We start from the raw sequence: 12,853 nt of genomic DNA, 5'->3' as shown, positions 1-12,853 counted from the left end.
GCAATGAGACCGAGGTGTCTAAATGACAAACGATCTATTAAAAAAAGGAGCGAACTTAGAGCAAAAGGTGATCATTGTGGCTGATGATTTAACAGGCGCAAGTGATACAGGTGTTCAATTTGTGAAGGCCGGTTTAAAAGCCTCTGTGCTGTTCCAGCCGTCATTTGAGGATATGAGCCGGTACAAGGAGGAAGATGTACTGATTGTCGATACAGACTCACGAAGTATGTCTTCTGAAAGAGCGTATAATGAGGTCAGTCAAGTGGTTCAGCCGTTTCTACAAGGGGATTCGCACCTTTTCTTTAAAAAAATAGATTCAACGTTAAGAGGAAATATAGGAGTAGAGCTTCAGGCACTAATGGATCTTGGCCGGTTTGATTGCGCAGTCATTGCCCCCGCTTACCCCGATGCGAATAGATCTACGGCCTATGGGATTCATTATGTGGAGGGTGTGCCTGTTCATCTATCAGAAGCAGCGAAGGACCCAAAAACGCCTGTCCTGACATCCAGTATTTCAGACTTAATTGACGAGCAGACAAACATCAAGCCAAAACATCTTTCGCAGCAAGCGATCTATTCAGAGCTAAACGAAACGAGTCATGACGTTTCATCTTTATTAAAACATGGTCATCAATGGTTTGTGTGTGATGCAGAAACGAACCATGATTTAACACAGATCGTTGATTTGTTTATGAAGATCAATCAAAGAGTGCTTTGGGTTGGGTCAGCTGGACTCGCTGGCGCATTATCATCCTATGTTGCGAAACACCGCAATCTTTCTCATGCAAAAAAGCATGAATCTGTTCTCATCGTTTCAGGAAGTGCTTCTCAAAAAACAAATGAGCAGTTTGCTTTTTTAAGAGAAAAGCACGATTGTCTCGAGGTGAAAGTGAACCCGTTGAATGTATTAAACGGCCGTGAAGCATGGGAAAGGAAATCAGTCATGGATCAGCTGCTCATGCGTCAGGATGAAGATATTCTCCTTTATACAGACGCAAGGCCAGAAATGGTTGAACAGATGTTGGCATACGGTGAAGCGAATGGCATGACAAGACAAGAAGTAGGAAGTACCTTATCTGTCTGTCTTGGTAAGATCACAAAAGACATTGTTGAATTAACAGGGGTGAAACGCCTTTTTTTAACTGGTGGAGATACGGCGCGTGCGATATGCCATGAGCTTGGAGCAGGCGGGATTCAGCTGTTGAAAGAAATTGAACCCGGCATCCCGCTTGGGCGGCTCGTTGATACGAGTGTATATGCGGTCACAAAAGCAGGGGCATATGGTCAAAAAGATTCTGTGCTCCATGCGGTTGAAGTGTTGAAAAACATAGAGGGGGTAGACGAATGGCAAAACCAATCATTGCTGTAACGATGGGAGATGCTTCTGGGGTTGGTCCTGAAATTATTTTAAAAGCCTTCCAGCAAAGCCGTTTACATGAAGAAGCCGTTCTATTTGTCATTGGAGACACCCATATATTAAATAGGGCGAAAGATTTTGTGAATACAGATGTGGAGATTGTCAGTATTAAAGAACCGGAGGAAGCGGAACAAGTAAAAGCTGGTGCCGTTCCTTGTCTTGATCTTCATCTATTAACAAGTGATATTCCAGTAGGAGAGATTTCAAAAGAAGCAGGGAATGCCGCTTTTCGCTATCTTGAAAAAGCCATTACACTTGCGAATGACCGTAGAATTGACGGCATTTGTACAGCACCGTTAAACAAGGAAGCACTTCATAAGGCTGGTCATATGTATCCAGGGCATACAGAAATTTTAGCTGACCTGACAGGTACGGACGATTATGCCATGATGCTGGCAGCTCCTAATTTAAAAGTGGTGCATGTGACGACACATATCGGATTAATGGATGCCATCTTAAAAATCAATCCTGAGCGTGTATACACAACGATTAAACTGGCTCATGATACCCTCGTTCGGTCTGGTATCCCTGCACCTAGAATTGCTGTGTGCGGGATTAATCCACATGCCGGGGAGAATGGTCTGTTTGGAAACGGAGAAGAAGAGGAGAAGATCATTCCAGCGGTAGAACGAGCACAGGATGAAGGGGTTCAAGTATTTGGCCCGCTACCAGCTGATACACTGTTCTTTAGGGCGACAAGAGGCGACTTTGATATCGTTGTGGCGATGTATCATGATCAAGGGCATGGACCAATCAAGGTGCTTGGCTTAGAATCAGGCGTGAACATTACAGTTGGATTGCCTATAATCCGTACAAGTGTCGATCATGGGACGGCATTTGATATTGCAGGAACAGGAAAGGCTGATTCTGCGAGTATGGAAGAAGCCATTCGGCAGGCAATCATGCTTTCTGGTACGAGAGAGAACCGATAGTAAAAGAGAAAGAGCCTTCCAATGGAGGCTCTCAGCGTGTAGACAAACCCTCGCATTCGGTGATGCTCGTCCTTCCTAGGGCTGCAAAGGTTTTCTATCACGCTGAAAAGAAGACAAAGGGTTAAAATAAAGTTCATTTTAACCCTTTGTCAACAATCTGAGAGCCTTCCTATGGAGGCTCTTTATTTAGTTCATATACGTTCCGCCATTCATATTGATGGTTTCTCCTGTGATGAAATCTGACTGATCAGAGGCTAAAAAGGTAACGGCGTTTGCGACTTGCTGCGGTGTTCCAATTGTTTTCAGAGGAATTCTTTCTAAAACAGATCTACGGTATTCATCACTCCACTGTTTGCTCATGTCTGTCTCAATTGGCCCAGGACAGACAGCATTTACATGAATGTGATGTGCTGCTAATTCTTTGGCAAGATGCATCGTTAAGTAATTGATACCTGCCTTTGAAACGCCGTAAGCGGGTGATGCATTGTGATGAGGGGTTTTGCCAGTAGTTGAACTCATGTTGACAATCTTCCCGCCTTGCTGTTTGATCATGTCAGGAATGACTGCTTGACACATGAGAAACGTACCCGTCAAATTAATATCAATTAGTCTTTTCCATTCATCAACAGATGTATCGACTGTTGATTTCCGTAAATTGATCCCAGCATTGTTGACCAATATATCAATCTGTCCAAAATGGTTTTTTGCCTTCTCAACGAGGGAGGTAGCTGTCGCTGGTAAACTAGCATCACCAGCGACAGAAACAGCGCGTGTCTCTTCCTTATTCAGAGAGGAGCAAACGTCTTGCAATAGCACTTCATTCGTTCCGTTCAGCACCACTTTAGCTCCTTCAGAGACAAATGCCTCCGCAATGGCGCGGCCAATCCCTCTGCTTGCACCTGTAATGATTGCTACTTTGTTTTGTAAAATCATCTATCATCCCACCCATCTGTCATAATTAAAAAGCGCTTTCATTTATTATAAAATGTGATGTTTCATCATTCAACATATAAAGTGGAAATGAAGAGGTTTTGAATAAAAGTGTTTCATAATAAAACAAATACATCTTTTCCACTTCAGGGTATACTAAAAGGAACAAGCAATGGATAAGGGGGAACCTCAATGAAACTTTATACAAAAACCGGAGATCAAGGTCAAACAGGCTTGATTGGCGGGCGGGCTGATAAAGATGACGCAAGAGTAGAAGCGTACGGTACATTAGATGAGGCGAATAGTTTGATTGGACTAGCCCATGCAAACTTAAGGCAGCATGGCGAATTGTTTCAAGATATTCTATCTGAGCTGATGGTCATTCAGCATGAACTGTTTGACTGCGGCGGTGATTTAGCAGCGGTGAAACCACCGAAAGAAGGCAAGTTAAAAGAAGAATCTGTCACAGTCCTTGAAAAGCGAATGGACGTGTATGTAGAAGAAGCCGCGCCGCTGACTAAATTTATTTTACCTGGCGGCCAGGAAGGTGCTGCCCTCTTACATGTAGCGCGAACAGTCGTCAGGAGAGCCGAGCGGCATATTGTGACACTCGCAAAGCAGGAGGAAATTCCAGCAGTTACGCTCACATATGTGAACCGTCTATCCGATTATTTATTTGCTGCCGCCCGTATTGTGAATCATCGGCTTGGTGAAGCGGATGTTGAATATGAACGAAGTGCAGACGTGTTTCGTTCTAAATGAGGAAAAGCACTCTTCTAGTCGAAGAGTGCTTTTTCTATAGATTCAACCGTTCAGTCTGAGCCATGTTACGACTCTGGTCGCAACCAAAGATCAATCTACGACACGTTTTGCCGGCTTCCTTTTTTGACTATAGTTAAAGCAAGGAGCAAGAAAGGAGGCATGAAGATGAAAATCACAAGTAAAACCATCATCGGTTCAATCCTGATGTTCATCGGTTTATCCATCTTCTTTGGTGGTTCATTGGGCGGGCTGATCCCGACTTTGATTGGGGCGTGGCTCATTTATGTAGGTGTCAAAAAATATGATAAAGGCAGTAAAACAACAGGGGTCATACTCACTATTATCGGTGTATTGCTCGTCGCACAGTCGCTGCCATTTTTACTCGGAATCGCATTTGCTGGAGTACTTCTCTACTTTGGCTGGAAGATGATCAATGGTGAATCTGCTAAGGAATCATCCGGCAGAACAACATATATGGAGCCAAACACGGCACCGAACATGGAAGAACCCATGCACACGACATTTGATCAAGAATGGGAAGACTTTTTAAAGAAAAAATAAAGGGAGGAATATGAAATGGTATTAAGAAGAGTACGTGATATGTTTGTTGCAACAGTCAATGAAGGTTTAGATAAATTGGAGAATCCGCGTGTCATGCTGAATCAATATGTTCGTGATATGGAGGACGATATTGCCAAAGCGAAACATGCGATTATCAAACAGCAAACCATTCAGCAAGGTTTCTTGAGAAAAGCAGAAGAGACAGAAGCATTTGCTGATAAGCGAAAGAAACAGGCGGAGCTGGCGTTTCATGCAGGAGAAGAAGAACTTGCACGGAAAGCACTGACTGAAATGAAGTATTTTGAAGAAAAGCACAATGAATATCAAGATGCCTATCAGCAATCTGTTAAACAGCTGAAAGAGCTGAAAGAACAGTTGCAGCATCTAGAAACAAAGCTGCGTGATGTTAAAGACAAGAAGCAAGCGCTGATTGCAAGAGCCAATGCCGCACAGGCAAAGCAGCATATGAATGAATCTATGAATAAAGTTGATAGTGAAAGTGCTTATAAAGAATTTCTACGCATGGAGAACCGTATAGAGGAAATGGAGACAAAAGCGGGCAGCTATGCACAATTTGCTGATCAGGGTGCATATGCTCATCTTGATTACGCTGATGAGGTTGAAAAGGAATGGCAAAAGCTTCAACGATCAAAGCAGCTTGAGAAACAGCCGGCAAACTAATGGAAATGTGTCAAAACGGAAGAAAAACAGGATTTTTCTTCCGTTATTTGATTTCTTTCTGTTTCGCTTTTCCTTATAATAAAAAGGTCAAAGGATAAAGGGATGATATAAATGAAACGGTTCATTGGTCTAATTTGTATACTTGTTGGTGTTTTTTTGATGATTGGGATGCTTTTCAAAAATGGAGATCTCTTTCATTTGAGCTTTTCTCGTGATAAAGCGGTCACAACAGCTTCAGCGAAAAAGGATGAGGTTGAACAATTAGATATCTCTCTTTCTGGATTTCGCATCAAGGTGGAGCCGGAAGATCGTTCGGATATTTCTGTGATGGTTGTGAATGGAAAAGGGAAAATGTATGCTGAACAAACAGGCGGAACATTCAAAGTCCGTGCTGAAAATAAAGGATTTTTGTTTTTCTCTGCATTTGAAAAAGGAGAACTCTTAGTCAAAATTCCAACAGATTATCATAAAGATGTGAAAATAACAGGTGGAATCGGCGTGAGCGAAGTAAATGGCGAAGGAAAGCTGTCTCTTCAAGATGTGACGCTCAAATCAACGAGCGGAAACCTCACAGCTGAGAACTTCTCAGCAAATCGTGTGGAAATCAAAGCGACTTCTGGCAGACTTTCAGTGTCTCATATTGATGCGAAGGAAAGTGATATTGGTGCCACTTCTGGTCGTGCTGATATTCAAGATGTAAAAGGAAAGCTGCAATTAGGCATGACAAGCGGCAGGCTGACAGCAAGCTTTGATACAATTGATTCACCAGTCGACTTTCACATGACATCAGGCAGTGCGAAATTGAACTTGCCAGATGAGGGAGATTTCAAAGTTCAAGTGAAAAAAACGAGTGGACGTATTGATCATTCGTATGATTTTGACCAAGCGGATAGTGAAGGCCGAGGTTTTACAGGCACGCATGGGAAAGGGACACACTTAGTCGATATTGAGATGACAAGCGGAAACTTAAAATTGCGGTAAACAAACGAAAAAAGGAAGGAGGCGAGTCAACTGCGTTTTTCTAGAAATCAAATTTTAGGCATCATTGTGGTGATTTTTGGTATTAATCTTTTTCTCAAAATTATTGGGATTGGGGCAGACCTATTTTGGCCAGTGTTTTTTGCTCTATTTGGTTATTGGCTGCACTCTCGATCTAAACGTTGGCTCGGTTCGGTTTCCTATATTTTTGCAGGCTTTCTCTTCTTGAAATTTCTACTAAATATCACGTTTAGTTTGACTGGGTATTTATTTGCTGCCTTTTTGATCTATGCGGGCTATCGTTTATTGAAAAACAAACCTGTTTTTGATGTCGATAAAAAGGATTCATCAGACGATGGAAAGCCTTCACTGAAAGTCAATCTTGAAAAAGAGGGCGATCAGAAGAAAACAAAAAGCCAGGCAAAGCCGCGCAAAGAACATGATTTCTTTATCGGTGAAGTCAGGCTGATGAAAAAACCATTTCAATTAAGTGATTTGACCATTTCAGGTTTTATTGGCGATGTCAAAATCGACTTATCAAAGGCGATTATTGCTGAGGAAGAGAGCACGATCGTCATTAGTGGGCTCATTGGAGATGTCGATATTTATGTACCTCAGGATATTGAAGTATGTGTGAGTGCTTCGGCTGCAATTGGTGATATGAAAATCATTGATGAAAAAAGAAGTGGGTTCGGCAGTAAAGTGTATGTCATGACAAATGATTATGATGAGAGCAAGCGAAAAGTGAAAATCTCCATTTCTCTCCTGATTGGGGATGTGGATGTGAGGTACTTATGAGGAAACTGCATTTAGGCATCCAGTGGCAATCTGTTCGTCTTGCAGTCGGTATCTCGCTTGGTGTTGTCATCATGACGACACTCCCGATGTTTTTTTATTATCAGCTTGATCCCATGATTTTGCTGTCTACGCGGTGGTTCGGCATCCCGTTTTTTTGTATTTTGCTCATTATTAGTCTCGCCATTGGTGTATCAGCGGGGCATGTGTTTGGCTATCAGCATAAGAAGCGGCTGGATCAGCTTGTAGAGTCGATTTTGAAGTTTGAAAATGGGAATTTTGCCTATAGACTGCCTTCTCTAGGTGATGATGAAATTGGTTTGGCGGCAGATCAATTAAATGAAATGGCGAAACGAGTGGAAGGGCAAGTAGCCTCCTTACAAAAGCTCTCAAATGAGCGAGCTGAATGGCAGGTTCAAATGAAAAAATCGGTTGTCTCAGAAGAGCGTCAGCGTCTAGCGCGTGAGCTGCATGATGCAGTCAGCCAGCAGCTATTCGCCATTTCGATGATGACGTCTGCGATTCTTGAAGGGATGAAGGAAAAGGATGAAAAGATTTTAAAGCAAATGCGTCTTGTGGAACGAATGGCTGGCGATGCACAAAATGAGATGCGTGCACTCCTTCTGCATTTAAGACCGATCACCCTTGAAGGAAAAGACTTGAAAAAAGGCTTGATTGAGCTACTCAATGAATTTCAGGCAAAGCAGCCAATTGATATTGATTGGGAAATAGAAGATGATGCTCCGCTGTCTAAAGGGGTGGAGGACCATCTGTTCCGAATTGTGCAAGAAGCCCTTTCCAATGTGTTTAGGCATGCAAAGGCGACAAAGGTGACAGTGCGTCTGCTCATTCGAAACCGTCAAGTTCAGCTGAAAATAATTGATAACGGGATTGGTTTTCAAACAGATCATGTGAAGACTGCTTCCTACGGACTTGAATCGATACGAGAAAGAACAAGTGAAGTAGGCGGTGTCGCAGAGATTATGTCATTTGAGGGAAAAGGCACACAAATTGATGTGAAGGTTCCCATTTTTGATGAAGGAAAAGGAGAGAACGTTCGATGATTCGAGTGCTTTTAATTGACGATCACGAAATGGTGAGAATGGGTCTTGCTGCTTTTTTAGAGGCACAGGCGGATATTGAAGTCATCGGTGAAGCGTCAGATGGACAAAAAGGTGTAGAACTAGCGGTTGAATTAAAGCCAGACGTGATTTTAATGGACCTTGTCATGGAAGGCATGGATGGCATCGAAGCAACGAAAAGAATTTGTCAGGAAATAGAGGATGCCCGGATTATTGTACTGACGAGCTTTATTGATGATGATAAAGTGTATCCAGTGATTGAGGCTGGTGCTTTAAGCTATCTTTTAAAAACATCGAAAGCAGGAGAAATTGCTGATGCCATCAGGTCTGCGAGTATCGGCGAACCAAGACTTGAATCAAAAGTAGCTGGAAAGGTCATGAACAAACTCCGCCATTCATCAAATGGGTCCATTTTACACGATTCGTTAACCGCAAGAGAAATGGAAATATTAAAGCTGATTGCCGATGGGAAATCGAATAAGGTCATTGCTGAGGAATTGTTTATTACCATCAAAACAGTCAAGACGCATATTACCAACATTCTTTCCAAGCTTGATGTAGAAGACCGCACACAAGCAGCCGTGTATGCACATCGCCATAAGCTGATTCAATAAAAAAACAGCTTTCAAATGAAAGCTGCTGGAACATGCGCAAAATTAGTCCTTCTGTCCTGTGATTGGACGTTCGGATAGTTGATGGAGCTCAGGAACTGGAAAAGCCTCCTGCTCCTCGGCCGATTTGTCTTCCAGGGTTTTCTTCATCTCGGAAAGCAGTTTGACGCTTTCCTTTGCCACTGCCGCTTTTTTCTCTTGCAAATCAATGATCTGTGAAAGTCCAACAAATAAACCGCCTCCAATCAGAAGGAGCGCAGGGGTTTGTCCATAATAAATCACGATCAAAAATGTGCTTGAAAAGCTGTCGGCTTCAATGAAGAAATCTTCTTTTGATTGCATGAATACCACGACTAACAGAAGTATTCCTAGAATCAAAAATAGAATGCCGGCCGAAAGTAAAGCTCGTTTCATGATTGACACCCTTTTTTTCTTACCATTTTAACATACTCTATCAGGATTGTGTTGCGCCCTTAGTCCCGAAGTCACGGATTTTCACATTTACCTTGTAACGAATATCCGATTCACTAAAAATGTCATCCCAATGTTTTGCTTCTTTTCGGAATTCCTTCGGATAGGCAATACTCGCTTTTTGATAAAATCCACAAATATCTGCTTTGATCTCATGCTGTAATTCCCCGATAAAATCTTTTACATTTTCCTCAAGTCGATGTGCCACGACTTTCTCAATTTCTTGGAGGTATTTTTCATTAAATGAATTTTCCCGTTCATTCCAATCCTCAGACAATCTTCCATCAAGCTCCACTGACACATCAAATTCATATTTGCCACTGGCTGTTTTATGGGTGTCAATGTTGTGTTTGATTTTAAAGATCTCAAAAGAATAAATGCTATGTTCATATTGGAATTCAATCACTCCGCCTGTTGCATCTCCAGTCAGCAGGTTGTAGGACTGCACCGCTAAAGGAGAGATGTTGGTGAGAAATCGTTTGTTCTGAATAATCGAGGCACCATCCAGCATTAATTTGCCCTGACTGACACTGACTTTCGGAATGGCAAAGGATACGTTGTTTTGCATAGCAGAAGAAATATCTCCTAAGGAAACGGGCTTGAACATACGAATGGTTGTTTTTGTATTCGAAGAAATATCGTATAAGGTGGAAGCGGCAGGCTGGCCGTCGTCATTGATTTTCAGCATATCTCCAGGCTTCTCAGAGGCCATAAAGACAAGGCTTCCTCTTCGTGTTTCATTGTCCCGAATGAATTGATTGATGACCAAATCGAAATTATTTTCATTGATAAGGTCTTGAGAAAACAAATAAACCCTCAGCTGCTGAGCAAAAATGCGGTGTGTTTTTAGGGCCGTTGTACGAAAAATTTGGTGTATGGAATCACCGCTTGTCTCAATAATCTTCGTCGGATCTTTCACGCTTGATTCTTGCTCAATTTTTTGCGGAACGAGCACCTGCATAGACAGCTTCAATTTATGTCCGTCATCTCCTTTATCTACAGCAAATCCAATTGCCATGTTGAGCTCCTCGATATTTGTACTATCCCAGCACCCGCATAATAGAATCAGTGAGAAGAGCGCAAGAACCGCTTTCTTTTTCATGCTGTTTTCCGCCTCCTTTTGAAAAATACGATGATAAATAAAAGAAACGGGAGTATACCAAATAGAAGAAAGAACAAGTTGTTTACGTAGGTTAAATAGTCTCGGACCGTATCAACATCTTTTGGGAAAAGAGCGGCAAAGAAGATCACAATGCCCATCAAGGCGAGCGCGATTTTTTTAGGGAATTTAGTCAATTTGATGACTCCTATCGTAGCAAAAAACGTATATCCTACAAAGCTCGTATAAAGCTGGACAAGCCAAACAATCAGCAAAAAGGATTCAATCCGTTCAATAAAAATCCCCTGAATATCAAATGATTGAAATAAGGCAATGGTCGGCCACGTCAGAGTCGCCGTTTCTTTCACCGTGAGCGCACCAACCACAAGAATATAGGTGAAAATATAGATGATCGCAGGAATCAAAAAGCCGATGGAGCCATATGCAAAAGTGTGTTTTTGCGTATTCATATAGGCAGGCATGAAAAGCATCATTTCAATGCCGACAAACGAAATGGCCGAAGCATTCAAGGAATTGAAAACAGGGGAAATGCCCTCTCCTAAAACTGGCCGTAGGTTATCGAGCTTAAACTCTTGTACACTAAGTCCGTAGGCTACAAATAAGATGATGAGTGTGACAATCAGAAAAAAAGGGCACAGCCGGGCAAAATCTCCAATCCCCCCAATCACAAGGTAAAAACCAACCAAAATAAAACTGATCATCGTCACGGCTACAGGGGTGTTTTGAAGTAGAAAGAATTTCACCATCTCAGACATGGCTCGTACTTCATAGCTGGCAACGCCGAGAAAGTAAATAATAATCAACAGGTTGGCAAGTGAGCCAATCCATTTCCCAAGTCCTTCTTTTGTATAGTCATAGTAGGAAGAAAAGGAGACCTTTTTCATCATGAGCACATTGACAAAAATGAACACAATGTATATCACACTCATGAGTAAGAGTGCAATCCAGCCGTCAGGTGTAGGCGCAGCTTGAGCCATTGATCTTGGCAGAATCATCATACTTGCGCCTAGTGTGGTATTGGCGATAATGGCACTTGCCTGATAGCTTGTGATCGACTCTTTATGATTGACCATGTCGTTCCCCTTTCTTTTGATTTTTCAAAGGCAATCTGATGATGGAATTGTCCTCATTTTTATAACTGAACACAAAATCTGGTGAAAAATATGGGATGCCAAAGCTTTTTTGTCTTGTCAAATGAGTGAGTAAGACGAGCATAAACAGGACAAGTCCATATAAACCGAATGCAGCTGCAGCAAACATGGACACAAAGCGAAGGACACGAAATGATATCCCCATCCCATATTGAGGAAAGGTAAAGGATGCAAGTGCAATGACGCTGACAATAATGACCATAATGGAGCTGACGATATGGGCTTGTACGGCTGCCTGCCCAATGACAACACCGCCCACAAGTCCGATTGTTTGTCCAAGTGGATTAGGCAGTCTTAACCCGGCTTCCCGCAGCAGCTCAATGGTCATTTCCATGATGAGTGCTTCCACAATAGGAGGAAAGGGGACATTCTCTCGTGTGCTTGAGATGGAAATAGCTAAAGTTGTGGGCAATAGACCTTGCTGGAAGGACACAAGGGCAATATAGATGGCCGATAAAAACAATGTGAGAAAGATGGACGTAAAACGCAGCAAACGAATCAGAGAGGCGGCGATCCATCTTTCATAATAATCATCAGGTGATTGCATAATCGTCGCGAGAGAAGCAGGCACAATTAAGATAAAAGGCGAATGATCAACAAAGATGGCGACGCGTCCATTGTTTAAAGCAGATGCCACTTTATCAGGCCGTTCTGTGTTTTGAATTTGCGGAAAAGGAGAATACACATTGTCTTCAATCAGCTCCTCAAGAACGCCTGAGTCTTGAATATCATCTATGGTGACTTGTTTGAGACGCTTTTTTACCTCTTTTAAAACAGAGGGCTCAACGATACCATCAATGTACATGATCGATACTTGGGTGTATTTCTTTTCGCCGATTTTCATATCTACTGTTTTGAGATCAGGGTTTTTCAAACGCTGTCTGACGAGAGCTAAGTTCGTGTTGATATCTTCAATGAAACCAATTTTTGGTCCTCTTACGACGGTTTCAGATGTAGCATCTCCTAAATTACGTTTCTTCGTTCCGTGTGTTTCTAAAATATAAGCATGCTGAAATCCATTAATCAGTACGACACAATGTCCTTGGAAAATAGCATCTACTAGTTCTTCAGAGGTTTTCACCGTACGGGTAGTCATCATCGATAAATTGGATTCTAGCTTCTCTTTTGTCAGAGAGGCATGATCTTGCAATAGCAGCTTTAAGAAGGTTTGAATCTGCATCGTTTCGTTCATTTCATTAATGTATAAATAGTAGACAACCTGTCCATGAGGCAATGTTTTTTTCTCATGGATCAAATCATCCATGTCCTTTAACTGAGGGAGAATGACAGAGAGATTATCGTATAAGTGCTCTTTCAATGGAGTTTGATTCAAATGGATCACCCGCCTCAATTTCTTTTTCT

At 42.1% G+C, this 12,853-nt stretch carries 14 protein-coding genes; 9 read left to right on the top strand and 5 right to left on the bottom strand.

The window, feature by feature from the left end:
* Positions 1–22: 22 nt before the first annotated feature.
* Together ASG46_RS01545 and pdxA are read left to right on the top strand one after the other, a co-directional pair.
* Positions 23–1,369 (top strand): four-carbon acid sugar kinase family protein, encoded by a 1,347-nt coding sequence (locus ASG46_RS01545; protein WP_056702705.1) that lies wholly within the window; start codon positions 23–25, stop codon positions 1,367–1,369.
* The gene (gene pdxA / locus ASG46_RS01540; protein WP_019743886.1) at positions 1,345–2,349 is read left to right on the top strand and encodes a 4-hydroxythreonine-4-phosphate dehydrogenase PdxA; all 1,005 of its coding nucleotides are present in this window, start codon (positions 1,345–1,347) and stop codon (positions 2,347–2,349) included. The genes ASG46_RS01545 and pdxA overlap by 25 nt, the downstream gene beginning before the upstream one ends.
* A gap of 186 nt (positions 2,350–2,535) precedes the next feature.
* On the opposite strand, the gene ASG46_RS01535 is transcribed toward pdxA, so the two are convergent.
* Positions 2,536–3,282 carry an SDR family NAD(P)-dependent oxidoreductase gene (locus ASG46_RS01535; RefSeq protein WP_056702701.1) on the bottom strand — a complete coding sequence of 249 codons (747 nt, stop codon included), beginning with the start codon at positions 3,280–3,282 and terminating at the stop codon, positions 2,536–2,538.
* A 189-nt stretch (positions 3,283–3,471) separates the two neighbouring features.
* Between ASG46_RS01535 and ASG46_RS01530 the strand changes: the two genes are divergently transcribed.
* The 7 genes from ASG46_RS01530 (at position 3,472) to ASG46_RS01500 (ending at position 8,752) form a co-directional block, all read left to right on the top strand.
* A complete protein-coding gene (locus ASG46_RS01530) occupies positions 3,472–4,041 on the top strand; it encodes a cob(I)yrinic acid a,c-diamide adenosyltransferase (protein WP_025207953.1) in 570 nt (189 codons plus the stop codon).
* A gap of 165 nt (positions 4,042–4,206) precedes the next feature.
* Positions 4,207–4,602 (top strand): hypothetical protein, encoded by a 396-nt coding sequence (locus ASG46_RS01525; protein WP_050826601.1) that lies wholly within the window; start codon positions 4,207–4,209, stop codon positions 4,600–4,602.
* A gap of 15 nt (positions 4,603–4,617) precedes the next feature.
* Positions 4,618–5,283 carry a stress responsive protein LiaH gene (gene liaH / locus ASG46_RS01520; protein WP_017359269.1) on the top strand — a complete coding sequence of 222 codons (666 nt, stop codon included), beginning with the start codon at positions 4,618–4,620 and terminating at the stop codon, positions 5,281–5,283.
* A gap of 111 nt (positions 5,284–5,394) precedes the next feature.
* Positions 5,395–6,264 (top strand): LiaG family protein, encoded by an 870-nt coding sequence (liaG, locus tag ASG46_RS01515; protein ID WP_046527522.1) that lies wholly within the window; start codon positions 5,395–5,397, stop codon positions 6,262–6,264.
* A gap of 30 nt (positions 6,265–6,294) precedes the next feature.
* Positions 6,295–7,059, top strand: a complete 765-nt coding sequence (gene liaF, locus ASG46_RS01510) for a cell wall-active antibiotics response protein LiaF (protein WP_035389364.1) — start codon at positions 6,295–6,297, stop codon at positions 7,057–7,059.
* Positions 7,056–8,120, top strand: coding sequence for a two-component system sensor histidine kinase LiaS (gene liaS, locus ASG46_RS01505; RefSeq protein WP_007500303.1), 1,065 nt, complete (start codon positions 7,056–7,058; stop codon positions 8,118–8,120). Before liaF ends, liaS begins: the two co-directional genes overlap by 4 nt.
* Positions 8,117–8,752, top strand: coding sequence for a response regulator (locus tag ASG46_RS01500; protein ID WP_007500305.1), 636 nt, complete (start codon positions 8,117–8,119; stop codon positions 8,750–8,752). The genes liaS and ASG46_RS01500 overlap by 4 nt, the downstream gene beginning before the upstream one ends.
* Before the next feature lie 42 nt (positions 8,753–8,794).
* On the opposite strand, the gene ASG46_RS01495 is transcribed toward ASG46_RS01500, so the two are convergent.
* From ASG46_RS01495 to ASG46_RS01480, 4 genes are read right to left on the bottom strand one after another with little or no spacing between them, the layout of a single operon-like run.
* Positions 8,795–9,163 (bottom strand): hypothetical protein, encoded by a 369-nt coding sequence (locus tag ASG46_RS01495; protein ID WP_007500307.1) that lies wholly within the window; start codon positions 9,161–9,163, stop codon positions 8,795–8,797.
* Positions 9,164–9,203: 40 nt separating this feature from the next.
* A complete protein-coding gene (locus ASG46_RS01490; protein ID WP_008347083.1) occupies positions 9,204–10,322 on the bottom strand; it encodes a Ger(x)C family spore germination protein in 1,119 nt (372 codons plus the stop codon).
* Entirely contained in the window at positions 10,319–11,413 is a 1,095-nt protein-coding gene (locus ASG46_RS01485; protein WP_008347081.1) for a GerAB/ArcD/ProY family transporter, read from the bottom strand. The genes ASG46_RS01490 and ASG46_RS01485 overlap by 4 nt, the downstream gene beginning before the upstream one ends.
* Positions 11,400–12,824 carry a spore germination protein gene (locus ASG46_RS01480; RefSeq protein ID WP_056702699.1) on the bottom strand — a complete coding sequence of 475 codons (1,425 nt, stop codon included), beginning with the start codon at positions 12,822–12,824 and terminating at the stop codon, positions 11,400–11,402. Before ASG46_RS01480 ends, ASG46_RS01485 begins: the two co-directional genes overlap by 14 nt.
* Positions 12,825–12,853: the final 29 nt, after the last annotated feature.

Origin of the sequence: Bacillus sp. Leaf49 (genome assembly GCF_001426125.1) — a bacterium.
In the GTDB taxonomy this organism is placed as follows: domain Bacteria; phylum Bacillota; class Bacilli; order Bacillales; family Bacillaceae; genus Bacillus; species Bacillus altitudinis.
The sequence above is the reverse complement of the archived record's forward strand: the minus strand, read 5'-3'. Positions and strand labels throughout refer to the sequence as shown.

Bases quoted from the DNA above. Each gene is read 5' to 3' on its own strand.
- ASG46_RS01545 (WP_056702705.1), top strand. From the start codon at position 23: ATGACAAACGATCTATTAAAAAAAGGAGCGAACTTAGAGCAAAAGGTG.
- pdxA (WP_019743886.1), top strand. From the start codon at position 1,345: ATGGCAAAACCAATCATTGCTGTAACGATGGGAGATGCTTCTGGGGTT.
- ASG46_RS01535 (WP_056702701.1), bottom strand. From the start codon at position 3,282: ATGATTTTACAAAACAAAGTAGCAATCATTACAGGTGCAAGCAGAGGG.
- ASG46_RS01530 (WP_025207953.1), top strand. From the start codon at position 3,472: ATGAAACTTTATACAAAAACCGGAGATCAAGGTCAAACAGGCTTGATT.
- ASG46_RS01525 (WP_050826601.1), top strand. From the start codon at position 4,207: ATGAAAATCACAAGTAAAACCATCATCGGTTCAATCCTGATGTTCATC.
- liaH (WP_017359269.1), top strand. From the start codon at position 4,618: ATGGTATTAAGAAGAGTACGTGATATGTTTGTTGCAACAGTCAATGAA.
- liaG (WP_046527522.1), top strand. From the start codon at position 5,395: ATGAAACGGTTCATTGGTCTAATTTGTATACTTGTTGGTGTTTTTTTG.
- liaS (WP_007500303.1), top strand. From the start codon at position 7,056: ATGAGGAAACTGCATTTAGGCATCCAGTGGCAATCTGTTCGTCTTGCA.
- ASG46_RS01500 (WP_007500305.1), top strand. From the start codon at position 8,117: ATGATTCGAGTGCTTTTAATTGACGATCACGAAATGGTGAGAATGGGT.
- ASG46_RS01495 (WP_007500307.1), bottom strand. From the start codon at position 9,163: ATGAAACGAGCTTTACTTTCGGCCGGCATTCTATTTTTGATTCTAGGA.
- ASG46_RS01490 (WP_008347083.1), bottom strand. From the start codon at position 10,322: ATGAAAAAGAAAGCGGTTCTTGCGCTCTTCTCACTGATTCTATTATGC.
- ASG46_RS01485 (WP_008347081.1), bottom strand. From the start codon at position 11,413: ATGGTCAATCATAAAGAGTCGATCACAAGCTATCAGGCAAGTGCCATT.